Genomic DNA, 23,238 nt, shown 5'->3' on the forward strand with positions numbered 1-23,238 from the left:
TGGAGGTTTTAATGAGCTACATCAGCACAGTTTCGGCCATTGCCTTTTGCGCCTCGTTTGTTTTGGCTTCCTCTGCATTCGCAGACGACCAACCGGGCGATCTTGAGCGTGATCTAGTCGCGTCCCAGAAGATTTTTATCGAGGCAACCAAGACGCAAAGGCAGACGATCAAGGTCGTTGCGCAAACCGATCGTCCGAATGCCACTTATAAGGTGGGCGACAAGATGAAGCTCACCGTCAATGTCGACAAGGATGCTTATCTGTACATACTGAATAAGGGGACGAGCAAGGCTACCACCTGGCTTTTTCCCAACGCATATCACAAAGAGGCCTTCGTCAAGGCTGGGAAGAGTCGGATCCCCGCGGATGCGGACAAGTGGACGATCGATGTCCGCGGGCCAGTAGGTAAGGATGTTCTCTACATCTACGCCTCCACCTCGCCGCTGCCGGAGAAGCATCGCAAAACTCTGCTCTCGGATTGGCAAAACGGGAAGGCCTTTGCGAATCTAGATCGATCGGACGACGAGTTCTTGCGAGACCTCGCCGCGGCACCTGCCGAGTCCCAGGGGGCAGCATTAGTCATTGTTACGGTGGCAGCGGACAAAAAGTGACTGCCGCTGGACGCCTAGTAAGACTGGCTTCCTTATGAGCAAGCTGCGCGTTTGTAGAAAAGCGTTCTTACTCGTCCTCGTCCTTGCCGCCCTATGTCTGACATGCATGGTCACACGGAGCGAGGCTTCCGACGACTGCGACAAGAATTGGGGTGAGTTCTACAGCGCGCGTGCTCACCTCAAGCTTGCGGATTTCCGACGGAAGGTGATCGAGGCTCTTGATAATGCGTCCTGCTCTTCGGAACAGCGGCGGACGATTGCTCAAGACGCTGTCCTGGCGCATATCGAAATTGCCTCGCACCTTCCGCTCGATCAGCGGCTAGCCATCTATGAGTCCGCCACCCGCTTCGGGCGGCCCTGGCAGCTTCTCGAGGTCATGGGGTTGTTGTTGCAGACCAAACGCCAGGATGCAGAGCAGGATTTTTCTGGAGCGAGCCAGCTGTTCCAGGAGGCGCTGGTGGACGTTCAAAAGGCGCAAGCGGGTGCGCTCGCAACAGATGAGGACGTTCTGAGAATCTTTCATCTTGCACAGCAATCGCGTTTTCTGTCGCCGGTATTCGTACGGGGTTCCAATTTCGGAATCGCTGCTCGCGGTATTGAGGTTCAATCCACGATTGTCCCCATCCAGTTCATTCGCGATAGCGCTACAATGACGGCGCTCGGAGCAAAATACGCCGGTGAGTTGATCGCGTATCTGCGGACCAAGCAGCTCCCCAAGCTGCTCATCATTGGTCATACCGACCATGACGGCTCGGACTCCTACAATTTGGCGCTCTCCCGAAGAAGGGCGGACGCAGTGAGGTCCTTTTTGATGACGCGCGGCTACGGACCTGACCGCATAACGACCATCGGCAAAGGCTATCACGAGCCGATCAGACTAGAAAACGCTGAGAGCTTTGACGACGATCAGATAAAGCAACTGTTACGTCGCGTTGAGGTACAGATCGTTCGTTGAACCAATGGCGTTCCGACGAGCAAGATCCCAGGCGCAAGCACAGGACCCGACCAGATCGAGGCGCGAGCAGTTCACTAACCGGAGCAGTTGCCGGCGTGCTTTACGCGAATATATTAAAAGAACATTTTGGACCGTGGCGCAGTGGACCAGTTTCAATGCTACGGTTCGGTTTCAGAGCTTGCGGTTTCGGTGGCAACGTATCATGGCTGCCACATGGCGCCCGACCTGGGTTGGGCCACGCATGTTGGGATTATTGAAATCGAAGCAATTCGGCATCGCACCGCTGGCTGTCGCAATTTTTGCACACCTTGCTACTTGCTCCCAGTTCTGCGCAGGCCGAATTCCAACAACGCGTAGCACTCATAGTTGGCAACGGGACCACCGCGTGGCTTCCCTCGCTAATCCTTCAAACGAGCGCAGCCGACTTGGAAGAAGCATTTCTGCGAATAGCCTTTGAAGTAAGTCGTGTATCTAACGCCGATCGCTCTGATTTTCTCCAAGCGCTAGGCGCGTTCGAAGACAGGGCCTCGGAAGCTGATATCGCCTCATTTTCTATGCGGGTCATGGTATCGAGATTGACGGCGGCAATTATCTAATCCCCGTGGACGCAAAGCTGGAGCAAGACACAGATGTGAAGGACGACCTAGGGTCTTGCAGGCGGTGCGGGAGGCAAAACGTCTAAGGCTTGTGTTACTTGACGCCTGCAGGACGAATTCATTCGAAACCAGAATGAAAAGGAGCTTCGCGGCCCGCGCGATCGGCCGCGGCCTAAGTTGCTTATTCGTGCGGGGATTTGCACAAAACGCTGACGTAAAGCGGGTAGTTTGCTGCGGCCAGTGCAAAGCCACCGAACTGTCCGCACAAGGCGACTTCCTTCCGGTCTGCAGGCGCGGACGCGTTGCCGTCAGATGATTCGCCCATCCTTCGTTATGGAAGAACTAGCCCTTTGAGTGACTAGGCGAGTATTCGAGACGTCCGCGCACTCCGGCACCCTATTGTCCGCACCCACCTCAGAACCAGACACCGGCGCCGCCGGTCGAGAAGTCGGCGAAGGGCCAGGAACGGACGTGTCGGTGACCGAACTGAGCGCCGGGAGTCCGCCATTCAATACGAGCACAATGGATTTGCAGCCCGGACCTCCAAAGAACACACCCTCGCGCAATTGCGCCCGCACTAAGCTGCCTCGACCTTATCTTCATCAATTGGCTCAACGACGATCGGCAAAGGATGCGTACCGCGTTCATGGATGTGCGCCGCCGCTGTGCGGTCTATGGCCAGGCTGAGAACTTCAGGTCGACTGTAGTGGCCGCGCGAGTCCATGAGCTGCTTGCGCCGATCGATCAACGCGAAATCGAGATCGGCAATCACCTGACCTTCACCGGAACGGAGGGCTTCGCCGATCAATTCACCTTCGGGCGAAATGATTGCCGTGAAGCAGCCGCCGGAGATTGGTCCCATGCTGCACCCGGTGTCCTTCATGATCTGCGCTTGCTGTTCGCTATCCAACCACGCTGTTGCGTTGACGACGAAACAGCCGGCTTCAAGGGCGTGTTGACGGATACTGACTTGTGTCTGCTCGGCAAATCGGTCACCTGCGAATGAACCCGGATACATCGCCGAATGGATCTGCTCGCCGTCCGCCATCAAAGCGTAGCGCGCCAGCGGATTGTAATGCTCCCAGCATGCCAACTGGCCGATACGACCGACGGCGCTGTCCACCGCGCGCAACCCGGAGCCGTCGCCCTGGCCCCAAATCATGCGCTCATGGAAAGTGGGACTGATCTTGCGACGGCGCTGGATTAGGTCGCCGTCTGCGTCGAACAACAATTGCGTGTTGTAGAGCGTGCCGCCGTCCCGCTCATTGACGCCTATCGACACGACCATCCTGGCCCGCCTCGCAGCCTCGGCGATAGCCTCTGTAGTGGCCGAGGGTACCGTTACCGCCTGATCGAGCAGCCTGAGGTGCTCCTTGCCGGTTCTGATCTCGAAAGGGGTCTGCACGAATGAGAAATAGGGATAATACGGCACCACCGTTTCGGGGAACGTGGCGAACTGAGCCCCCAGCTTGGCGAGTTCCCCGATCTTCTGAATTACTTTTTGCACCGTTCCTTCCCGGCTGTAGAGCACGGGGCTGATCTGTACGGCAGCGGCTTTGACGATAGTCATGCTGTTCTCCACGAATGCAAATTGAATCGATGCGACCGCTGCTCATACCACTTGCTGGAACGACACCTTTGAATTACGCGCAAAACGGAGAAAGAACCCCTGCATCGCTTGATCGGCTCTGGTGCGGGCTTTGGCGAACGCATCAGGACCAAGGGCCGAGCCTTCAACGGAGAAGAACGTCAGGTCATGCAGGCCGATGGTGCTCAGGATAGCTTTCAGATACGGCGTGAGAAAATCCGGCTGGTGCGTGCGCTCGCCAGAAAATCTTCCGCCCGAGGACACCGCGACAAAGACTGGACGGTCGCGCAGTGCGCCCAGTTTTCCTTCGGCAGTCACGTTGAAAGTGCGACGGACTCGAACGACGTGATCGATCCACGCCTTCAGAGCGACGGGCACCGTGAAGTTATGCATTGGAGTTGCGATGACCACGAAATCCGCGCTCTCCAGTTCCTGAATCAGTTCTTCTGACCGGGACATGGAGCCCTCGGCAAACAGTTCCGCGGACGATCGCTCGGTGCTGCCAAGAGCAGTCGCGTAGCTTTCATCGAGATCGGCGATGGCGCGGCCGATCGGTCGAATGATGACGGTTGCCGTGGGCTCGCTATCCAGCAAATAGTCGATGATTTTTTGAGATAATCTGTAGCTCTCCGATGCCTGTCCGCGGGGGCTGCAAATCAAATGCAGTATTTTCATCATCTGCTTTCCAATCGCTGCGGTCTAACTCTGTTCATCAACGATAAGCAATTGCAGCCTGCATCCAAGGGCCATAAATGAGCTTTGCGAGTGGTCCATGATTGCCCGTGCGATAGTCTCGGCGTTGCAGCCCGCGAGAGGTGGAGACCGATCCGAGCCGTTGTGGCATAGTAGGTTTCGTTCCTCCACAGGTCGGATCGGGCCATGCCTGCCGTGAAACCTGAAAAAATCTCCCCGCTTGATCCAACGGCGGCCGCACCGTTCTACCGGCAAATTTACGATCGGTTTCGCGACGCTATCGCAACTGGAATGCTGAAGCCTGGTGACCGCATTCCCTCGGCGCGGTCGCTGACCAAGGAATTGGGGCTGGCCAGAGGTACCATTGAAACTGCTTATTCCTTGCTGGCCGCGGAGGGGTATATCGAGGCACGGGGGCAGGCAGGGACCATTGTCAGCCCGGAGCTCAAGCCGCGAACGGCCATTACTGGCCCGGTGCCGCTGCCGAATCCCAACATCGATACTGCCAGTTTTCGCCCGGATTCCATCCTGCCGTTCCAGATGGGCTTGCCGGCCTTGGATGCGTTCCCCCGCAAGATCTGGGCGCGCCTTGGCGCGCGCAGTGTGCGAGCCATGCAGCCTTCTAATATGATCCATCCTTCTGTGTACGGCCTGCCGCTGCTGCGTGCGGAAATCGCCAGGTACCTCCAGGTTTCGCGGGGACTCAGCTGCTCGCCATCACAGGTGTTCGTTACCTCGGGATATCGTCAAACTGTTGAACTGATTGGTCATGCCCTATTGAAAGCGGGTAATCGCGTCTGGCTCGAAGACCCCGGCTACCCGCCCACACGGGAAATATTCAACCGTATGCACATTGAAGGCGTCTCCGTGCCGGTCGACGGGGAGGGCATGGTTGTTTCCGATGCCGTCAAGCGGGCGCCCCGGGCGCACGCGGCGGTGGTCACACCTGCGCATCAGAGCCCGCTCGGCATGTCCTTGTCGTTACCCCGGCGCCTCGCGCTGTTGGACTGGTCCGCGCGAAACAAGGCATGGATCATCGAAGACGATTACGACGGCGAATACCGCTATGTCAGCCGCCCGCTCCCTGCGTTGAAGAGCCTCGATCGTGATGGGCGGGTGCTCTATGCTGGCACGTTCAGCAAGGTGCTATTTCCAGGCATCCGCCTCGCCTATCTCGTGGTGCCGGAAGGGCAGGTCGAGCAGTTTGAGCAGGTCACTGAAAGCCTTTCGGCGGGCTGTCCCGGGCTGACGCAAACCATCGTCACTGCATTCATCGGTGAGGGACATTTTGCACGCCATATCCAGCGGATGCGAAAACTCTATGCGGAGCGTCGGGAAGCGACCGCGGCAGGCCTGGAAAGCGTGCTGGGAAAATATGTGCGCATAGATTTGCAGCCCGGGGGCATGCACCTGATCTTGCGTCTGCGAGGCAACCGTTCAGACCGCCGGCTCGTTGCAAGCATGCGGGAACAGAATCTGTACGCGGAGGCGCTCACGGACTGGACGACGCGTAACGACGGAGTTTCGGCCCTTCTTCTGAATTTTACGAATATTGACTCTCGGCGCACGGCCGAAAATTTCGGACGGCGCATCTTAAAATTGATGTAACGGCAGTTTGGGCCCGATCTTCTGGAGCCTGGAATCATGGCCCAGCTACAAAGGCCGATCTTGGACCTTCTTGAATAGGCCAAGATACGAGACGATGGAATCCTTCAACCAGATGAGGATTTCAATCATGAACAAGCGCATCGATTACGCCAAGGCTTCACCGGAAGGCTTCAAGGCTTTCGGAGGTGTCTACGTCTATCTTCAAAAAAGCGGCCTTCCAAAGCAACTGGTCAATCTCGTGTACCTGCGGGTGTCGGAGATCAATGGCTGTGCCTACTGTATCGATATGCACTCCCGCGATCTGCTCAAGTCTGGCGTCGCCGCAGACAAGCTCGTGCTGGTGCCTGTATGGCGCGACGCAGGGGATGTCTTTAGTGAGCGCGAACGCGCTGCGCTGGCTTGGACCGAAACTGTGACGCGGGTCGCCGAAACCGGCGTTCCCGATGCCGACTATGAGGCCGCCGCTCGCGAATTCAGCGACAAGGAACTTGCTGACCTCACCTATGCGATCGGCTTGATGAGCGCGTTCAATCGATTGGGAATTTCGTTCCGCTCGATCCCTGCCGCCGCCAGTAAGGCTTGAGGCGCCATCAGCAACGCGTCGCGCACGGAGATTCGTCCATGCGCATCCGGGCCCCTCACGAGCGCCGCCAGGCCGTAACCCCGGCGACTAGCGAATGGATTGACCCACATGGCATGGATGATATTGGTCTCCGCCGGCCTTCTCGAGATCGGATTCGCCTTCGGTATGAAGTGGTCCGCAGGATTCACGCTGCTGATACCCGCGGTGTTTACGGCTGCCACCGGTTTATCGAGTGTCTTTCTTCTCTCGCAGGCGCTCCGCACACTTCCCGTAGGAACGGGGTACGCCGTCTGGACCGGTATCGGCGCCGCCGGTACCGCGGTTCTGGGTATCGCAGTGCTGGGCGACTCTGCGTCGCCGGCGCGGATGCTTTGCATTGCTTTGATTGTGGCAGGCGTGATCGGATTGAAACTTGTTTCCGCAAACTAAGGATGCCGCTGGAGGCGTTCAGGGGGTGACCATTCTCTTGCGGCAGCAAGCCCCAGTGTCCGGTTTGGGTCCAAAAGCGGCGGTGCATCCCAGCATGGACAGGCGTCCGGTCTGCCACCGACAGCCGACGTAACAACGGCTTGAGCGTTGGTCGGCTCGGGGCCAGAAGCAGACCAGCTCGCGCAATGGCCCGTTTCGCGTGGTCTTTCAGCCTACGGATGCGCCTGCCTTTGCCCGGCTGATTCCGAGGACCAGAATGCGATGCAACAGGTCGGGGTAATCAAGCCCGTCATACCGAGCGGCTGTAGCGAACTCCTGGCTCTTCGCTATTTCAGGGTTGGGATTGGCTTCGATGAAATACGGAGTGCCGTCGGCAGAAAGGCGAAAGTCGATGCGTGCGTATCCATCGAGCCCCAGCGTCCGGTAGATGCGTTTCGCCGTTCGCTGAATGCCGGCGGATACCTCCGGCGCAAGGTCCTTGGCCGGCCCATCTACAATTCCGACGCGTTCCTGATAACTCGGATCGTGTTTGGCCTTTTCGGTGGCTATCTGCCGTGCCCCCTGACCGCCCATGCTGCCGAACTTCAATTCCCAGACCGGCAGAACGCGCAGCCGATTGTTGCCGAGCACGCCGACATATAGTTCACGTCCTTCGATGTACTGTTCGGCGATGGCGGCAGTACCGAGCCGCTCGTGAACGAACGCGACGCGCTCTGCGAGCTGCTCGTCCGTATCGACGATGGATGCTTGCGAGATTCCGAAGGACCCATCCTCGTTCAGGCTCTTGACGACCAGCGGCAGCGCAAGGCGCGCCGGCCGTTTGACCTTGTGGCGTATCGGAAACACGGCAAAGGCGGGCACCGCGATCCGGCGATGGTGCACCAGTGTCTTGGATAGATCCTTGCCGCGCGCCAGGATCAGGCCGCGCGGGTTACACCCGGTATACGGGATTTTCATCAGCTCGAGATAGCTGGCGATATGCTGGGCATACGCGGACGCATAGTGGAATTCCTCCAGCAACGTGAATACCACATGGGGCTTGAAACCTTCGATCTCGTCGCGCACCGGCTTGATTTCCTCCTGCACGCCGAGCGGGTGAACGTCATGGCCAGCCCCACGCAAGGTGCTCACGACGTCGAATTCCGTTTTCCATGCGTTGACTTCCCGCGCGGTGTATCCGTCGGTCGAGTCCGGGGGCACGCAGTCCGGATGCATCAGCACTAGAATGCGCAGACGTCTCATAGCGCGATCCATTTGCGCCGCGACGGGCCGAACAGCGCGTGCATGGTCTTGGCAGTCAACAGGACGGTGAAGTCGAGCACAAGCTTCCGTTCGGAGCCGGGGGCACGCAGATCGAGTTCGCGGCAGCGGGAGATCATATCGTCAAGAACGGCGTCGAGCGTAAGCTGGTTCTCGCCCGTCCACCGCGCAACCAGCTGTCTGATCTGGGCGCGGTGCCGTCTGATAAAAACCGAAGCCGGTTGCTGCCGCCGATGCCGTGGGTCAGCAGAGAACAGGCGGGAGAGGTCGCGGTCGTATGTCTTCGGTGGCTTGAAGGCGTAGAACGCCTGCTTTTTTTGGTAATGCTCGCCAAGCGTTTGACTGAGCTTATGCAGCGGATCGGTACGCTCGCGCGTCGTGACTGGCGGCCGCTTCCCTGCTATCTCGCCCATCAGCTCGTCGACATATTCAAGCTTCTTCAGCGCTGGCCAACCGGCATACCGTGTCCGCCAGTTCGACCGCGGCCGCAACCACACTGCAAAGGTTTCGGCGAAATCTTCGTCCGGATGGCTCTGCGCGTACCAGAGCCGAAGATGCTGGACATAACGCCGGCTAGCCGGATTGGGCCGGTAGTAGAGGGGGTAGTGTTTCGAAGACGGGCCGAACAACTGCTGCCAACGCCGGCGGCGTTGCAGCTGGTAGGCGTGCTGCACGGCATGGCCTGCCTCGTGACGGAGAATGGCCATGCACTCGGACCAGGTGCCACCCTCCACGTCGAGCATCATTTTCTTCTCGATCTTCATAAGTCGGGGATGGGCGAGATAGAATGGGATGGCGATGCCCGGCACATTTGCCGGACTAAACCATTCGCTCGATATCCATGCGTGTGGCCGCAGCCGGATGCCCCGCGCCTGAAGCTCTTCGTATAGAGTTCTGAGACAATCCTCGAGCCAGGTGTCTTCGACCGAAACCTTCAGGCTACTGAGGCGTTGCTCGAGCAACTGCTCGTCCGACAGCTTTTCCCAAGTATATTTCCGACGTGGCATAGGCATCCAGAAGCCATAAAAACGCACCTGGATGGTGTCATAGGATGCTGCTGGCAACAACCGCCGAGTCTTGGCGGCGTGCCGTTGTTCGATGGCCGCGTCGGCTTTGGGTCAAAAGCGCCGATTGGAAGGTCGACCAGTCACTTCCGATCGACCCCGATAAGCAGACGATTTCCGATCGTGCGCGGACTTCGCAGTCGGGCCATTTCCGGACTTCGCAGCAACGAAGGTCCAATTCCGCGATCATCACCGGGTACTGCCGGCGCCGGGGATAGCGCGACTAAGAGCACCTTTACAATAATCGTCCAGCTTGGCGGCAGCAGACCTCAGGCAAGACTCGAGGCGGCCCTGTCCGGGTTCGACGCTGGCACACTCTCGGTTGAGCCGCTCCCTGCATGTCTTGTCAACCGCACTAAGCCTAGCAAGTGCCAAGAGGCACGCATCTGAAAGTTCCTGGATGTGCTCTCGAAAACAGGCGCGGAGACTGTCTCGACCTGGCTGTATTCCGGCGCACAACCTCATCTCGTCCGCTGTGCAGGGTCCTACTGGCTTTTGCGCAGTCGCACTCGACGCCAACAGCATGAGGGCGACGCAAATCATCAGAGTGATCTTTATCATCGACGATTTCATCCTTGGGCGGCACCGCGGCTTCGTGTGCTCTCCGACATCGAGTTTCCGGAGGCGGCCGACGACTTGTGTTGATTTAGATCAACTCTTGCCCGCTTTGGGTCACAAGCGGCATTTGACGCCGCGCTGAGCGGCGTCCGGTCTACCCCGGTGAGCTGACGTGGCGATCTTCAATCCAGATTTCGGCCATGGGCCAACAGCGGAAATCAGATTGGGCGGTGCCAGACCGACCGCTGCCGACCCTTAGTCATTACATCCCGCTCGTATCTAGTGGGGTGCTTATGTTGGTTTTGTGCCCAAGTTGAGCACCTCTCCCGTGAATGCACGGCGCTCGCCATAGCGAGTTCTCAACGCTCATCTGGCCGGATCAGGTCGCGACCTTCCAACGGTCCCTGGAATCTTGTACTCGCCGCGGAGTTCATCCCATAACGCCGTGTCGCTGATCAGGACGACGTGGTAGTCGCCGCGGCCCGTGATCCCCGCATACTTCCCCGTGCCGCCAATGAACTCGAAGGTGCCGCGTAGCTCCGGCAGTTTCGCGTCTTTCAGAACGTACTTGGCAAAGACCTTGGACCCGTCGGCCTCTGTGAATGTCTTGTAGCCGCCGCTGGAAGTGCCAGCATCCGTCAGATCAACCACCTGATAGCGAGCTTTGTCGAGGAAGGGCTTGCCGTCTGCATTGAACACGGCGCCATCGTATTCGGTGACCGACACCGTATGGTCGGCCCGGTTTTCGAGCTTCACGCTCTTATTCGACAGGGTGACCAGAACGGCTCGACCGAACCATTGGCCTGCTTCTTCCGCCACAGCGGGGTCAGCGTTCACCGGGAACGCCAAAGCAAGTACAACACAACCCCACATCCGCGATGCATTGAGATGATACCTCATGGTTTCCTCCCAGATGGGTTGCAGGTTTACAGACTACAAATCTAGTCGGAGCAAATACCTCCATGATCGAGTTTCCACGATGCCGATCATACCACTCGTTCCAGGGAGGACTGCACAGAACGATTTTGCATAGTGCGTCTAATGGCCGCGTGATTATGCATCGTTCCGCTGGGCACCCCCGGAGGGGACGTCTGGCATTGTCTGGCGTGAAAGGCGTTGGCCGGGACCTTTCCTGTCGCGACGAGATAGGTTCGGATGGCTTGCATTAGTGCCAGAAACAGCGCCCACAAGACGAAGCCTGTCAGTGCGTAGCCCGTGTTAGACATGTCCCCCGAAGTCATTCCTGCCCGAACCGGTCAGGGACAATGCCGTAACGGGACGCCGGGCGATGGGCAACGTCCGCTGTGGGTCCAAAAGCACCGTCTGGAAGGTCGGCCAGTCACGTCCGGTCTCACCCGATAAGCGGACCATTTTAAAGTCCGCTCGCAGTTCGCATCAGGGCCAGAAGCGGTCATGCCCGAACTGCTCTGGTCGCGAGCGAGCCATTCCAGGGGCGCCGAGCGGAGCGCAGGCGAACCAATCCATCTCTGGTCCGGGCGCCGCGCTTCGAAGGCCGCTACAGAACAGCGCCCGTTTGTGCGCGGGCGGAACGGAGGCCCGTCGAGGTCAGAGAACAACCGATGATAGCGACGCCCGACGGGCGTGCGAGCCGCCGACACGTCACCGCGACCAATCTCAGAGGTGCTTCACCATCGAGCAAGCGCTCTCGCTCAGCGGCCGCGCCGCTTTCTCAGCCGGCACTGTGGCAAGGATCTTGAGATAATCGAACGGGTATCTGGATTCCGAGGGCTTCTTCACCTGCAGCAGATAATAGGGCCGCATCACACGCCCGTCCTCGCGCACCGTGCCCTTGGTGTAGAAGTCGTCGACCGGCAGTTCCTTCATCTTGGCGACGACTTTGGTCGCATCGGTCATGCCAGCTGCCGCCACCGCCTTGAGGTAATGCAACGTCGCCCCGTAGGTCCCGGCATGGATCATGCTTGGCGGTTTCCCGCCGTTGCGGGCGAGGAAGCGTTTGGTCCAGGCGCGGGTCACGTCGTCGAGGTCCCAGAAAAAAGTCTCGCTCGCGGTCAGACCCTGCGCCGCTTCGAGCCCAAGGGCGTGGGTGTCGGGAAACTGCAGCAGGAGCGCAGCCACGCGCTGGTCGCTGCTGCGGGTCAAGCCGAATTCCGCGGCCTGTTTGATCGCGTTGATGGTGTCGCCGCCAGCGTTCGAGAGCGCGACGATCTTCGCCTTCGAGGCTTGCGCCTGCAGCAGAAAGGACGAGAAATCGGCGGTATTGAGCGGATGGCGCACGGCCCCCACCACCTTGCCACCGGCGGCCACGACGAATGCTGAAGTGTCACGCTCGAGGGCATGCCCGAATGCATAGTCGGCGGTGATGAAAAACCAGCTATCCCCGCCCTGGTTCACCAACGCCTGGCCGATCGTCGCCGCAAGGCCGTAGGTGTCGAAGCTCCAGTGCACGCCGTGCGGCGAACAGGCTTTTCCGGAAAGATCCGACGTGGCGGCGCCGGTATTGATGTCAACGGCGTCGTGCGTGCGCGTCACCTCGCGCACGGCGAGCCCAACGGCCGAATTGGGAATGTCGAGGATGAGGTTGACGCCCTCGGTCTCGATCCACTGCCGCGCGATGTTGGCGCCGACGTCGGGCTTATTCTGGTGGTCGGCGAAGATGACTTCGACCGGCCGGCCCAGCACCTTGCCGCCGTAATCCTCGACCGCCATGCGCGCGGCGTGGACCGAGCCCATGCCGGTCAGATCCGCGTACAGTCCCGTCTGGTCGTTGAGGACACCAAGCTTAACAGGTTGCGAGACCGCGGAGGCGGTGAGCCCCACTCCCCACAACAGGAGCGCGAGCGTGGCGATAATGTTGCGACGCATGAAAACCCTCCCCTTGCTGTAGCGACCGCTGAACGCCGGTCGTCTTCATGATGGTACAGGGGAAGGGCATCACTGCAAAGCGGGCGCTGGCTTTTGCTTCCGCGCCGTTCATCAGCGCGGCATGGCAGCGATAGGGCGCGATGTCCGGTGCGGTCAATCGCGCCGGTTTCCCCCGCAGCCCGAGACTTCCGGTCTACCCCAAACTGCGGACATGTCTCCGCGCTGCGCAACCTGTCGCGAAGGGCCATTTTCGGACTCATGCACTGCAGCACACTGTCGAGCTATTCGATCATTTCGTCTGCACGGCCGGACATGACGGGGCGCGGAGCCCCTCAGGTCGAGATATGCGCTCGCTGCGCGAGCCCTTGGCCGAAGGAGATATTCTCGCCGGGCATCTCATAGATCAGAACGACGAGGTCGTCCGCCCTCACGCCGGCCTTCTCCACGACGAGCCGGTTCAGCGCGGCGAGCAACGCCAGGCGCTTCTCCTTCGGGCGACCGGAGATAAAGGTCAGCTCGAGGAGGACGAAGCGATCGCTGTACGTACAGCCGACGAAAGCCGGCGTGTGGACGAACTGTCCTTTCGGAAGAACGTGCGTGATGCGGAAGTAGTCCTCCGGCGGGACCGAGAGCACTTCCTCCAGTGCTGCCTGTACGGCCGTCCCGATTGCGGCGAGCTCGCTATCCTTGAACGCACCTTCGTGCACATGAATCTTGGCTACGGGCATCTCAAAAACCTCCTTCGGTTGGCAGCGGCTCCACGTACCGATAGTGGACCGCAGTCTCGATATCGGCAGTCACGTCGCTTCCTCTCACGCCGCGGCCGCCGCCGGGGAAGCCTTGATCGCCGCGATCAGTTCGGCGGTCGTCACGATCTCATGGGCATAGGTCGGCGCGTCGATGTTGACCGCCGCATGCATCGCCTCGGGCGAGCGGGCAGCGGTGGCATCGCGCACGTAGGTGACGTGATAACCAAGCTCCATGCCGATGCGGGCGGTGGCCTCCAGGCAGGTATTGGCGAGCAGACCCACGCAGATGATCTTTTCCTTGCCGTGCCGCTTCAGCAGTTGATCGAGGTCGGTATTGGGGAAGCCGCTCGAAGCCCAATGCTCCGTGCAGCAGAGATCGCCCGGCCGGAGCTTGAAATCATCGTGGAATTCGCCGCCCCACTGACCGCGGGCGAAGATCATGTTCTTCGCCGCCTGCAACTGATAGGGCGACGGATACTTCCAGTCCTTGTAGGTGTCGGGCTCCATGCGGTGATGCGGTACATGGATGATCTTGATCCCGGCCTCCCGCGCGGCGACGACGATCGCACGGAGATTGTCGAGCAGGTTCACCTGCTCGGCGACGTCCTTGACCGAAGGCCAAAGCTTGCCGTCTGGATGGAGGAAATCGTTGTAGAAATCGATGCAGAGAAGCGCCGTGATCTTGGGGTCGTAGGTGGTCGCCATGTCGAGTTCCTTCGCGAAAACGTGGCTTTGGAGACTTTCAAAAAAATAGATAATATATATAATCTATTCTAGCCAGTCACGATTGCTTGCGGGACGGCGGTTTCTTACGACCGAGGCCGGCGTAAAGTCGCGGATCTCGATCGAGTTCGGAAAGGAACAACGGACATGGGTCGCTCATCGCAGGAGCAGGCGCAGAAGAATCGGCAGAAGATCCTGAAGTGCGCGTCCCGCCTCTTCCGCGAGTTCGGTGTGGACAGCGTTTCGGTGGCCGAGGTCATGAACGCCGCTGACATGACGGTTGGCGGCTTCTACAAGCACTTCAAGTCCAAGGACGCCCTCGTCGAGCAAGTCTTCTCCCTGACCTTCGAGCAGTCATCCGCCGCCTGGCGGCAGGTCTGCGAACGCAAGTACGACGATCCGGGCGTCCGGTCGGCCGCCATCGTCGACTACTATCTGACGAAGGAAGGGGCCGATCAGGCTTGTCCGATGATCGCCTTCGCTCCTCACGTGACGGCCGAGGCCGCCGACGAGTCCTCGCGCGAGTCCTACAGGGACGGGACGGAGGCTCTGTACGCACAGTTTCTCGATCACTTGGCGAAGTCGCGCGGTACGAACGGCGCGTCGTCCGATCAGGAAGCCAAGGTTCTGTTCGCGGCCATGATCGGAGCGCGGCTTCTCTCTCAATCGGTGGGCGACACGGAATGGATCCGTTCGCTGAAGAGCGCCGTGAAGGCAGAGGCCGCCCAAGACGCAGCCTCGCTGGACTGATGGAACAAGCAGAACCTTCCTGATCCTGCAGGCGATACCGATGCGAAAATGCTATCCTCTACATCGAGGTACTCCGGACATCTATGATTTCGCCTGATTGCAGTGGCAACTTGCCACGTCGCCTTTGGGTCAAAAGCGCCGATTGGAAGGTCGACCAGTCACTTCCGATCTACCCCGATAAGCAGACGATTTCCGATCCCGCGCGGACTTCGCATTCGGGCCATGAACGGACAGCACGCTCGCAAAGGAAAAACGAAAAGGCCGCCAAAGAGCGGCCTCGTTTCAATTTATGTAAGTCTCTCGGAAAATCAGCTAGCGTTACGGCGGCGGCGGACGAGCCAATAAGCGCCATAGCCTAGTCCGATCACAAGTGCGGGAATCCCGGCGCCTAGAAGCGGGCAGGAGCACCGTGTGGCGGCCTTCGCCAAGAAGGCGCCCGCCGAGGATTGGGCACTCATGCGTTCGTTCAATGACGAAAGCCGCTTCACCGTGCATACCGCGGCGGAGATATTGTTTGCATTTCAGGACGGCGAGCAGGTCAGGTGAGCGCCCATAATCGCCATCTTGTGCCGATGCCGGCGCACAAGCCGCGTAGCGGGAAACCGCGGAAGCTGTCCTCGCTACGGACGCCACCGGCAATGCCAGCAGCGGCGGCGGCGTTGCCGTCGCGGGTGCCGTCGCTGATGGTGCGACCGGCCAACGCGGGGCCTTCGAACCTACGACAGGATTTGCCATCAGACGCCCTCGTAGACCAGCCTGGTGAACAAGGCCGGCGTAATGAGGAACCGGCCCCATTTCGCGTCGAACTGCTCGGTTGGCTTGGCTGCGATGGTCTCATCGAGCGAGCGGCCCGACCGCTTGAGCGTTGTGACCTTCTCCCTGATGGCGACGAGCATATCGCGATAGCCGATCAACTCGTCCTTGTTGCTCACGGCGCTGGCTTGGCCCGGCATGTTGTGGCCGGGAATGACGATGGTCTCGCCGCTGGTGGCGGCGATGTTCTGCTCGGTCGCCCGGATCATCCCGTCGATGTTGCCACCGGTCGAATAGTCGATGAACGGATAGAAGCCGTTCCAGTAAGTGTCTCCGCAATGGAGGATATCAGCCTCAGCGAAGCGAACCGAGATGTCGCTGTCCGTATGCGCGGGGCTATAGTGCTTCAGATCGAGGGTGGAGCGATTGAGGCTGAGGCGTTTTTCCGAAGCGAACACCTCGGTCGGCACCGCGGCCAAGGGCGGCGAAGGAAAATTGTAGTCCCAGTCCTCGACCCTCTGGGCAGTCAGCAAATGCTTATGCGTGTTCTCGTGAGCCAGAATGGCAGCGCCTTCTTCGTTTAGCCACTGATTGCCGTCCGTGTGATCGAAGTGCCAGTGGGTGTTGATCAGGTGTTTGATCGGATCGCGGCTAAGGCTGTTGACCGCCTCCAGAATCCGCGGCCGTGTCGGGGTAATGCCGGCATCGACGAACAGCTTGCCGTCTTCGCCGGTGAGGACCGCGATATTGCCTCCGGAGCCTTCGAGGACCGTCACGTTGCCACGCAGCTTGTGGACCTGGAGGGGCATCGTTGCGGCGGCGTCGCGGATCGTATCGACGATGTTGCGTGACTCGGCGTAGGCCTCGTCAGGCTTCAACCAGCCACGGTTGGTTGCGAAAGCGGCGGCGGCTACGGCACAGCATGTGCAGAAGCCGCGTCGTGACAGCGAGGTATGCAAGGACATCGGAGACTCCTTTGATAGATCGGATGGGCTTCCAAGGTGGCGGAATTGCATCGGCGTAGTTGGAACGAAGCTCGCCAATCACAAGACCAAAAATTCAGAATCCAGCATCCAATGCGTTGGATGACCGTGCGAATTTCGATTGAGGAGTTGTAGGGATTGTCTTCGATAGTGCGGGGTTCGGTTGAGAAGTTGTAGGGATTGTCTTCGACAGCTCGCGGCCCGCGCGCTACCGCACACTCGTCGAACGTGCTGAAGTTTCCGCTGCCTCGCCGGAGTCGGCTTCGGGTCATTCGCGTCGAATTCAACAGGCGCCGTCTACTTCTCGTCTTCCCCAATAACCGGACATTCTTGGTGTCCCTCGGCGCGTCTCAAACGGGCCATCACCGGACTCCTTCATCGCAGTAATTGTCCTCTTCGATTACGTTGCCGGGCGCCTGACGAGCAGTGCTGGAACGAGATCAGTCGTCGCCGACAGTTATTTTGCCCGCGCGTGCTGGTCGAACACCCTCAGCACGGCAAGTGTCATAGCCTCAACACCGGTTTCAATGGTCGGCTTCGGCACCGGCGCGAATAAGGGCGAGTTGGTTGCCCCGGCCATTGCAGGCGTCGCCCTCGCGGGCCGCGGCGACACGCTCCGGCTTATAGACGCCGGAAGAACATCGAGGGCACGCCAGCCCGCATCTCGGCAGCCAATTTAGCCGCGGTCTTCTCTTAAACCGGACGTAACAGCGGACATCGCTCTTCGTAACCCGCTGCCCCCTATGCCGCCACGGCAAAAAACCGGAAACCGGCTACCGCGAGGTTGTCGGGAGATACCTGAACCGGCTCGCTAACCGTCTCTGACTCTGCCAACAGAAGGCAGGTCGGACAGTTGAACAGATGCAGATTGGTTGCGGGGACAAATCTAACAAGCTCCGATCGACACCACTGCATCTCGCTGCCGCAGGTTGGGCAGGTTGGCGCTTCACGGTCTTCCAGCGAGTGCTTCAGTCTGTCCATCACAACCCTCCCCAGGTCGAGTGATGAAAGCCCCAAGCCCCAACGGGCAAAGCCTTGAGTCGCAGGTTTGACGCCTTATCTGCTACCTTGTTCACGACTTTTTCCAGGCGTCTTCTAGGCATCACTCGGACTGACCGTCGGTTGTTTGGGAGGGGAACCCACGGTCCGTGCAGCGAAAAGTGCGTAGCGCGGCGGTCATCAATTTCACAAAGGCAACACGACTCTTCTTGTTGGCGAATGCTACGGCCGCCGCTCGACGCCGTGCTTGCGCACGTGGCGGATGACTAGCCTTTACGAACAATTAACTTCTGGTCAGGGTTTTGGCTGTGTCGCATTAGGGTCGATTATGAAAAAGTCGAAAATGCTGCCAAGGCAAAATTCTCGCAAAAACTTGCCGGCGGCAGATTTCTTTCTGAGGACAGGTTCTTCATGCGAAGAAGAACGTCGTCGAAAGGTTCTGTTCAGGTCGATGCGGTCCACCGTGTCTGAAGGCGTCAAACGCATCAGCGGCCCTTAAAAATTTGGCCCCGACAGCGGCGAAGACTTTTTCAACAGAATCGGTCACAAGCGGACTTTGGCTGGCGCCAGCTCAGATCAGCCTTGGACGAATGCCAGACAAGCGCCGCCACTAAGGTGTTCGAGGGAGGCGAGGCAAGAAAAGCTGCGGGCCGAAGCGGAGAAAACATTGGCAGAGCGCAAGCGAGCCGCCGACGCTTTCTAAGCGAGGGCCGAACGGCTTGCGAGGCCCTCGTAGTGAAGGTCTCCGGCGTCACTGGGGAGGCCTTTTGCGAGGAAACGCTCCGCCCGGTCTGCTGTATACATTCACCCTTTTTGCTTTTCTTCTGCGCTTTTTCCATCGGAGCTTTTAGAGCGTTCTTCGAAGCGATCAGCGCCCTTAGCTAGATCGTGCCCCGTCTTGCTCTCGTTTTTCGCTTCTTCCTTAGCAGTCGCCTCGCGCAAGTCTTCAGCGGCCCGATCCCCCGCTTTTGATGATTTTCGTTCGTCTTCCATTTGATGCTCCTTCCCTGATAAAGACGCCTCACCAGGAATAGGTCTAGCCCGGCTCTAACAATTTCCAATCAGATCGCCTGGACATTGTTCCAATTCCGTTGAAGCTGCCTTCAGGAAGTGAATTGCCATCGGGATCCAGGAAATCAGCGGGCACCGGTCGTTTTGGGGTGCTAAACCGTCTCTGGAGAGCGCTAGTGCGCCTCCTGGCGCAAAGCTGACCTCAGTCGAGCCGCGCGGTCCATGTCCGCTTAACAGCGCAAAGCCGACATCGAAGCTTACAAACAGCATGTCCGCTAAGGGGTCAAAAGCGCCGTTTAGGAAGGCAGCCAGTCGCTTCCGTTTTGCCCAGATAAGCAGACCATTTCAGAACTCGCGCGGACTTCGCTTCAGGGCCAACAACCGACATATTCATCCACCTCCAAACCGCGTGATATTTGGCGTAGGCGGGTTCAGGTTTTTTACCGAAGCTAGGCCCGACGGCTTTGAGCGCCAGCACTGTTTATGGGCGGTAACAGTGGCTTGCCGCCATGTCTGGTCGGAATAGATGCCGGCGCCTCGGCGCATCATTGGTCGCGCGAGTTGCAGGCACTCGGCCACACCGTGCGGCTGATGCCGCCGGCTTACGGGCATTTGGGCGGACAACGGGCGTGAGACCGCCCTGGTGCCATAACTCAGAATGTTGATTTCGGGGCTGGACGAAGATGTTCGTATCGCTATTCCAGATACGGCGTCAGCACATCTTCGATCCATTTCATGAACGCGCGGACTCGGCGTGACAGATTGCTCCGATGTGCTACGACGAGGGACGCGGCGATCGCCCGGCGACGAAATTCGGGCATAATCTCCACAAGCGCTCCACTCTCTAAGTATTGGCCAATCCCCAAGAGTGGCGCTTGGATCAGGCCAAGGCCGGCGAGGGCAGCGGCGTCGTAGGTCTGCGCGCTGTTGACGTGTAGCGCACCTGGCAACTGAAGCGTCGCGTAGCTGTCGCCGTCCGGATATTCCCATCCATAGGGCCTTGCGCCCAGTATCGTCGAAAAATGAATGGTCCGATGCTCCTGACGCTGAAGATCTTCCAGCGATCGAGGGACGCCATAGCGCGCCAGATAGGCGGGACTGGCAACGTTGACCATGCGCAACAGGCCCAGTGGACGGGAAATCAGCGTCTCGTCCCCTATGGGTCCAAGCCGCAATACACAGTCGAACCCCTCTTGAACCAAATCGACTTGCCGATCCGTACTCGACACCTCCAGCTCCAACTTGGGGTGAGCCGCCATGAAGTCCGGCAGGGCCGGCACGATCGTCGTGCGCGCCACCTCGGTCGGAAGATCGACCCGCAAACGCCCGCGAAGCGCCACGCGATCGTCTGCAAACATCGAGTGTAGGTCATCGACTTCAGCAAGCAGATCGCGGGCACGGGCATGAAATACCCGTCCGTCTTCCGTCAGCTGCACGCTTCGCGTCGTCCGGTGCAGGAGCCTGGCACCGACATCTTCTTCCAGCTTCCGGACCGCCGTTGAGGCCCTAGCCTTCTGTATGCCCAGACTATCGGCCGCACGGGTAAAGCTCCCCATTTCCGCGACCGTTGCGAATATGAGCAGGGGTTCAAGATTCTGCATTTTCGTGCCTCGGAATTGTTCTCTCTAAGGAGGACAGTGCGTTCATTCTGCCAATATTTATCGTGCCGATTGGAAACAATAAATTCCGACGATGGAGATGCCTCCATCGGAGAATGACGAATGTCCCAAACCATGAATCTGCATCCGGCGCCTGAAGCGATGACCTTGCATCGCATCCTATGGGCCGGCCGAATAATGAGCGCGTTTGTCGTTGTCGCTCTGCTGGCAGATGGCACTATTCAGCTTTTCGCGCCGGCACAGATCGCGAGCATGCTGCAGGAAACCGGGTTCGCGATGGACCTGACCCGTGTCGTGGGTCCGATCATGCTCGCCTGCGCCATCCTTTACGCCATCCCAGCCACCGCCGTCCTCGGCGCGATCCTGGTGACGGGCTTTCTGGGCGGCGCCATCTGCGCCCATGTCCGCATCGGTGAGCTGGGATCGCCGCCGGAACTCATTTCCCTGCTTCTGGGTGCGATGACATGGGGCGGCCTCTATCTGCGCGATTCCCGGATCCCGGCCCTACTGCCGCTCATCCATTGAACAACAGGGGCAGTGCTCTGTCCCTCAAAATCGGAGAAAACGCATGTTTTTAGTAGTGGGAATCACGGGAAAAGTTGGCGGCGCAACGGCAAAACATCTGTTGGCGCGCGGCAAGGAGGTACGCGCGCTCGTCCGCAATCGCGAGAAGGCGTCAAGCTGGGCGAACCAGGGCGTCGAACTGATAGACGGCGATTGGAATGACTCGGCAGCTATCGAGTGGGCACTCAAAGGCGTCGAAGGCGCGTTTGTCATGTTGCCGGCTGTGTGGGCCCCGTCGCCCGATTACAAGGAAGCAAAGGGCGTGATTGCGAACTATGTCGAGGCGCTCACCAAGGCGGCACCGCCGCGGGTGGTAGCACTTTCGTCGATGGGCGCGAACAGAGCCAGCGGGCTGGGGATGATCACGGCGCTGTCGCTGCTGGAGCAAGGCTTTCGTGACTTGGCATCGCCAATCGCCTTTGTGCGTGCCGGCGGGTTCTTTGAAAACTTCCTTTACGGCCTGCAAGTCGCCCAGGGTGGCACGCTGCCCGTCTACTACAACCCGACAAACCGAAAATCGACCATGGCCGCAACGAATGACATCGGTGCGGAGGTCGCAGCCCTTTTGACCGGGCCAGCGTGGTCAGCGGAGCGCGTTGTCGAACTTGGTTCGATGGTCAGCGCGGATGAGGTCGCGGCTCAGTTGGGTGAAGTCCTGAATCTCGACGTGAAAGCCTTTGCAATCCCGCGTGCAGCATGGGCGGAGGCGTTCGAACAATTCGGCATCCCGAAGGGCCGCACCGGACCTGCCGAAGAAATGTTTGAGGCGGTGAACGCGGGTTGGATGGACCTCGGAGTCGAGGGTACGGAGCACGTAGCGGGTACGACGTCCGCACGTGACGTCTTCGCGGCGGCCCAGAAAGCCGTGACGGCGTGAACCGCGATGTCCACACCAATGAAGATCGAGATCGAACATGAAGGTTTTGGGTGCGACGGGCGGAGCCGGAGGCTGATCCGTCCGTGACGTCCTGGCGAAAGGCCATTCCATCGTTGTCCCGGAGAGTACATAGGCGAAGACGCTGCTGGCATCCCTCGCGCGGAGGCGGGGGTCAATAGCCAGTTTGCGCTGCGAAAATCTTGGGCCGTCGGGGTCCGCTTGGGGTCACTAACGGACCGCGAATCCGATCAACGACACGTCCGCTTCCTTACGAACATCCGACGTCTTGCGGATATGAGATGTTATGGAAGAACTCAGCCATTGGCTGACGAAGCTGCCGCCCATCCGGCGAAGACCCACTCGATGGCCAGCGCAAACGCACGTTCCTAAAGCATCAGTTCGCGAAGCTCCTCGTCGATCGCCTGCCAGGGTGCGTTGAGATCGACCGTGTAGATGGAGACCCTCCTACCCGCGATCTCATAGCGCTGTCGAATCTGGCGATCCACACGAGGATAGATAAGCACTCCGCTTGCTTGGACATGCCCTACCGGACGCGCATTCAAAAGATAGCTGCATATCTGGTACAGATTGTCGCTGTGAAACTTTTCGCTGCCAAAATAGGACCCTACGCTCCGCTGATAGAATTTGGCATCAATGATGCGATATTCGCCAGGACGGAACGCTGAAATGTCGGTCTGCATTCTCGGCAGCAACCGCAACTCCGGATCTGTCACGCTTGTTGCCTGCCAGGCGATGTTTTCGGCCTTAACCTTCCACTCAGAACATTCGCGCGCGATGAAGTTAAACAGAAACGACTGAAAAAGCAGCGCCATCTTCGCTTCATCTCGCGTGAAGTCTCGAAACTTCGTATCCCCAGTGCGTTCATCCACCAACAAAGATTCAAACACAAGCTTGCAGACATTCAGTAAAAATCGATAGAAGAGATTGTTAGAGGTCACGCGCACGCTTTCGAAATCTCTTGGAGAGAGTCGGAGAGGGCGTATGCCATGTAATAGTTGGGACGTGCGATAGACCCTATGCCGAAGCTTCGGATCCAACTCCTTTAGCTCGAGCAACGCGACCAGGGTTGATTTCAGGATCCGATTCGCTGGTGTGTCGACCGTCAGCTCATCGAAACGGCAATGAGCACGTCCTTGGAAGAACAACGAGCGGCGCAGGCTCTGCGATATGTCGATACGGCCGCGAATTCCGCCAAGCTCTTCGTCGCGAACATCGTAGCTCTGCTCCAAGCCGCGACGAGCCAGATGATGAATGCCATCACAAAGCACAAGAGCAAACAAGTCTGCCAGCTCCGTCGACGGCAAGGAACTGACGTTAATCAAGTTCCCCTGATCTAGTCTGTCCCACGCATAGCAGAGCAAATAGTACAGATTTGCGATCGGAATCGAGGAGCTCATAGC

23 protein-coding genes and 1 pseudogene are annotated in these 23,238 nt (G+C 58.9%); 10 read left to right on the top strand and 14 right to left on the bottom strand.

Annotation, left to right across the window (positions count from 1 at the left end; genetic code table 11):
• Positions 1-11 precede the first annotated feature (11 nt).
• Both ACZIRK_RS33390 and ACZIRK_RS33395 read left to right on the top strand, forming a co-directional pair.
• Entirely contained in the window at positions 12-611 is a 600-nt protein-coding gene (locus tag ACZIRK_RS33390; protein ID WP_130226105.1) for a DUF4384 domain-containing protein, read from the top strand.
• Positions 612-645: 34 nt separating this feature from the next.
• A complete protein-coding gene (locus tag ACZIRK_RS33395; RefSeq protein ID WP_474418908.1) occupies positions 646-1,566 on the top strand; it encodes an OmpA family protein in 921 nt (306 codons plus the stop codon).
• A gap of 1,173 nt (positions 1,567-2,739) precedes the next feature.
• Here the strand turns inward: ACZIRK_RS33395 and ACZIRK_RS33400 are convergent.
• Both ACZIRK_RS33400 and ACZIRK_RS33405 read right to left on the bottom strand, forming a co-directional pair.
• On the bottom strand, positions 2,740-3,732 hold the full coding sequence (locus tag ACZIRK_RS33400; RefSeq protein WP_474418909.1) for a nitrilase-related carbon-nitrogen hydrolase: 993 nt from the start codon (positions 3,730-3,732) through the stop codon (positions 2,740-2,742).
• 42 nt (positions 3,733-3,774) lie between these two features.
• Positions 3,775-4,428 (bottom strand): FMN-dependent NADH-azoreductase, encoded by a 654-nt coding sequence (locus tag ACZIRK_RS33405; protein ID WP_245474731.1) that lies wholly within the window; start codon positions 4,426-4,428, stop codon positions 3,775-3,777.
• A gap of 201 nt (positions 4,429-4,629) precedes the next feature.
• Here ACZIRK_RS33405 and pdxR point away from each other — a divergent pair, with 201 nt between their 5' ends.
• The 3 genes from pdxR to ACZIRK_RS33420 all read left to right on the top strand — a co-directional run bounded on the left by pdxR (position 4,630) and on the right by ACZIRK_RS33420 (position 7,063).
• The gene (pdxR, locus tag ACZIRK_RS33410) at positions 4,630-6,051 is read left to right on the top strand and encodes a MocR-like pyridoxine biosynthesis transcription factor PdxR (RefSeq protein WP_474418910.1); all 1,422 of its coding nucleotides are present in this window, start codon (positions 4,630-4,632) and stop codon (positions 6,049-6,051) included.
• Positions 6,052-6,178: 127 nt separating this feature from the next.
• Positions 6,179-6,634 carry a carboxymuconolactone decarboxylase family protein gene (locus ACZIRK_RS33415; RefSeq protein WP_130226101.1) on the top strand — a complete coding sequence of 152 codons (456 nt, stop codon included), beginning with the start codon at positions 6,179-6,181 and terminating at the stop codon, positions 6,632-6,634.
• Positions 6,635-6,742: 108 nt separating this feature from the next.
• On the top strand, positions 6,743-7,063 hold the full coding sequence (locus ACZIRK_RS33420; RefSeq protein WP_028167233.1) for a DMT family transporter: 321 nt from the start codon (positions 6,743-6,745) through the stop codon (positions 7,061-7,063).
• Between the two features lie 207 nt (positions 7,064-7,270).
• Here ACZIRK_RS33420 and ACZIRK_RS33425 read toward each other — a convergent pair whose 3' ends face one another.
• The 6 genes from ACZIRK_RS33425 to ACZIRK_RS33450 all read right to left on the bottom strand — a co-directional run bounded on the left by ACZIRK_RS33425 (position 7,271) and on the right by ACZIRK_RS33450 (position 14,243).
• Complete coding sequence (locus tag ACZIRK_RS33425; RefSeq protein ID WP_028166633.1) at positions 7,271-8,305, bottom strand: D-alanine--D-alanine ligase family protein; 1,035 nt, start codon at positions 8,303-8,305, stop codon at positions 7,271-7,273.
• The gene (locus ACZIRK_RS33430) at positions 8,302-9,390 is read right to left on the bottom strand and encodes a putative zinc-binding metallopeptidase (RefSeq protein WP_245474730.1); all 1,089 of its coding nucleotides are present in this window, start codon (positions 9,388-9,390) and stop codon (positions 8,302-8,304) included. Before ACZIRK_RS33430 ends, ACZIRK_RS33425 begins: the two co-directional genes overlap by 4 nt.
• 921 nt (positions 9,391-10,311) lie before the next feature.
• Entirely contained in the window at positions 10,312-10,845 is a 534-nt protein-coding gene (locus ACZIRK_RS33435) for a hypothetical protein (RefSeq protein ID WP_130226099.1), read from the bottom strand.
• A gap of 735 nt (positions 10,846-11,580) precedes the next feature.
• Entirely contained in the window at positions 11,581-12,789 is a 1,209-nt protein-coding gene (locus ACZIRK_RS33440; RefSeq protein WP_130226098.1) for an ABC transporter substrate-binding protein, read from the bottom strand.
• Between the two features lie 332 nt (positions 12,790-13,121).
• A complete protein-coding gene (locus tag ACZIRK_RS33445; protein WP_028167738.1) occupies positions 13,122-13,517 on the bottom strand; it encodes a tautomerase family protein in 396 nt (131 codons plus the stop codon).
• An 84-nt stretch (positions 13,518-13,601) separates the two neighbouring features.
• The gene (locus ACZIRK_RS33450) at positions 13,602-14,243 is read right to left on the bottom strand and encodes a cysteine hydrolase family protein (RefSeq protein WP_028167737.1); all 642 of its coding nucleotides are present in this window, start codon (positions 14,241-14,243) and stop codon (positions 13,602-13,604) included.
• 165 nt (positions 14,244-14,408) lie between these two features.
• Between ACZIRK_RS33450 and ACZIRK_RS33455 the strand changes: the two genes are divergently transcribed.
• Both ACZIRK_RS33455 and ACZIRK_RS33460 read left to right on the top strand, forming a co-directional pair.
• Positions 14,409-15,011: a TetR/AcrR family transcriptional regulator gene (locus ACZIRK_RS33455; RefSeq protein ID WP_474418911.1), complete on the top strand. Its 603-nt coding sequence runs from the start codon at positions 14,409-14,411 to the stop codon at positions 15,009-15,011.
• 411 nt (positions 15,012-15,422) lie between these two features.
• Positions 15,423-15,557, top strand: a complete 135-nt coding sequence (locus tag ACZIRK_RS33460; protein WP_283813261.1) for a hypothetical protein — start codon at positions 15,423-15,425, stop codon at positions 15,555-15,557.
• Here ACZIRK_RS33460 and ACZIRK_RS33465 read toward each other — a convergent pair.
• The 4 genes from ACZIRK_RS33465 to ACZIRK_RS33480 all read right to left on the bottom strand — a co-directional run bounded on the left by ACZIRK_RS33465 (position 15,550) and on the right by ACZIRK_RS33480 (position 18,739).
• Positions 15,550-15,711 (bottom strand): hypothetical protein, encoded by a 162-nt coding sequence (locus ACZIRK_RS33465; RefSeq protein WP_165435228.1) that lies wholly within the window; start codon positions 15,709-15,711, stop codon positions 15,550-15,552. The genes ACZIRK_RS33460 and ACZIRK_RS33465 overlap by 8 nt on opposite strands.
• A 34-nt stretch (positions 15,712-15,745) precedes the next feature.
• Positions 15,746-16,729, bottom strand: a complete 984-nt coding sequence (locus tag ACZIRK_RS33470; protein WP_028167735.1) for an MBL fold metallo-hydrolase — start codon at positions 16,727-16,729, stop codon at positions 15,746-15,748.
• Between the two features lie 759 nt (positions 16,730-17,488).
• The gene (locus ACZIRK_RS33475; protein WP_130226097.1) at positions 17,489-17,728 is read right to left on the bottom strand and encodes a hypothetical protein; all 240 of its coding nucleotides are present in this window, start codon (positions 17,726-17,728) and stop codon (positions 17,489-17,491) included.
• An 822-nt stretch (positions 17,729-18,550) separates the two neighbouring features.
• Positions 18,551-18,739 carry a hypothetical protein gene (locus ACZIRK_RS33480; RefSeq protein WP_130226096.1) on the bottom strand — a complete coding sequence of 63 codons (189 nt, stop codon included), beginning with the start codon at positions 18,737-18,739 and terminating at the stop codon, positions 18,551-18,553.
• Positions 18,740-19,258: 519 nt separating this feature from the next.
• On the opposite strand from ACZIRK_RS33480, the pseudogene ACZIRK_RS33485 reads away from it, so the two are divergent.
• A pseudogene (locus ACZIRK_RS33485) lies at positions 19,259-19,363 on the top strand (IS110 family transposase); the annotation flags it as partial.
• A gap of 89 nt (positions 19,364-19,452) precedes the next feature.
• Here ACZIRK_RS33485 and ACZIRK_RS33490 read toward each other — a convergent pair.
• Positions 19,453-20,358, bottom strand: coding sequence for a LysR family transcriptional regulator (locus ACZIRK_RS33490; protein ID WP_130226095.1), 906 nt, complete (start codon positions 20,356-20,358; stop codon positions 19,453-19,455).
• A 120-nt stretch (positions 20,359-20,478) separates the two neighbouring features.
• On the opposite strand from ACZIRK_RS33490, the gene ACZIRK_RS33495 reads away from it, so the two are divergent.
• Positions 20,479-20,901 carry a DoxX family protein gene (locus tag ACZIRK_RS33495; RefSeq protein ID WP_130226094.1) on the top strand — a complete coding sequence of 141 codons (423 nt, stop codon included), beginning with the start codon at positions 20,479-20,481 and terminating at the stop codon, positions 20,899-20,901.
• Between the two features lie 43 nt (positions 20,902-20,944).
• The gene (locus ACZIRK_RS33500; RefSeq protein ID WP_130226093.1) at positions 20,945-21,817 is read left to right on the top strand and encodes an NmrA family NAD(P)-binding protein; all 873 of its coding nucleotides are present in this window, start codon (positions 20,945-20,947) and stop codon (positions 21,815-21,817) included.
• 386 nt (positions 21,818-22,203) lie between these two features.
• Here the strand turns inward: ACZIRK_RS33500 and mcrC are convergent, their stop codons facing one another.
• Positions 22,204-23,235: a 5-methylcytosine-specific restriction endonuclease system specificity protein McrC gene (gene mcrC / locus ACZIRK_RS33505; protein WP_130226092.1), complete on the bottom strand. Its 1,032-nt coding sequence runs from the start codon at positions 23,233-23,235 to the stop codon at positions 22,204-22,206.
• Positions 23,236-23,238 lie beyond the last annotated feature (3 nt).

The organism is Bradyrhizobium sp. Leo114 (genome assembly GCF_055229415.2).